Below are 1,035 nucleotides of genomic sequence, written 5' to 3'. Positions count from 1 at the left end.
GGCCTTGTTGATCAAATCCAAATAGCTTAGGAAACGCTGCGATTTCAGCTGTTTCCCTGATATTCAGGCATACCTAGCCCGGCCATTCTATTGAGCACTTTCACTTTTATCATCGCTTCAGTGTGCTGCTGATTGAATCCACGACTGACCAGCTTGTCACCCATTAGCTGTTTATACCGGTACATTGCTGTTTCCGCCAGTGAACGTTGATGGTAGTTCACACACTTTTTCCACTCACTGCTACCTATATGCTTTGTTAAAATAACCGCGCTGTTGCGAGCGTGTCCATCTTCCCACAACTGCGCATTACACCTTGGAGGGATCACTGCGTCGGCCTTTTTAGCTGCCACTTCAGCATAACACCCTCGGGTATCATAAGCGCCATCCGCTTTGACCGAGCTGACCTTCCTGCGCAATGGTCTGAGTAAGTCGCCCAGAACTTCTGAATCAGCTACGGAGATTGTAGATAACTCCGCACTCACGATTTGGTGCGTATTTGCATCAATGGCCAGATGTAACTTTCGCCAGGTCCGGCGTTTATTCGCACCATGTTTTCTTGCGTGCCACTCGCCGTTTCCGTATACCTTCAAACCGGTGCTATCAACCACGATATCAATGCCTCCGGAAGTACTGGTATTTGGTCTGTAATGAACAGCCAGATCTGCACTTCGCTTACACAAACAACTATAAGTTGGCGTATCCAAATCAAGCTTCATCATTGATATCAGTGAGGAAATAAAGCCTTGTGCAGCACGAAGAGACAAGCGAAATACAGCTCGCAAAGTCAGGCAGGTCTCAATAGCCAGCTCAGAGAAATGATTAGCTCGCCCTTTACCGCCGTGATGTTGTGTGTTGTTCCACTGCTCAATTGCACCCTCGGAAAACCAAAGTTGGATGTTGCCTCTGGCGATAAGGGCTTTGTTGTAATCACGCCAGTTAGTGATACGCTTTTCTTTCAAAGTTCAGTCTCGGTGTTTGCTTTTGAGATCTGATCGCACGAGACCAAATTAGTTCAATGATTTAGGAAACAACGCC

Annotated in this window: 1 protein-coding gene; it reads right to left on the bottom strand. The window is 47.1% G+C overall.

The window, feature by feature from the left end; genetic code table 11:
- Positions 1 to 44 precede the first annotated feature (44 nt).
- Entirely contained in the window at positions 45 to 959 is a 915-nt protein-coding gene (locus NH568_RS23880) for an IS5 family transposase (RefSeq protein WP_253111281.1), read from the bottom strand.
- Positions 960 to 1,035: the final 76 nt, after the last annotated feature.

Source organism: Pseudoalteromonas sp. XMcav2-N (genome assembly GCF_024124545.1).
In the GTDB taxonomy this organism is placed as follows: domain Bacteria; phylum Pseudomonadota; class Gammaproteobacteria; order Enterobacterales; family Alteromonadaceae; genus Pseudoalteromonas.
Note: the sequence above shows the minus strand (reverse complement) of the source record. Positions and strands in the feature narration are given on the sequence as shown.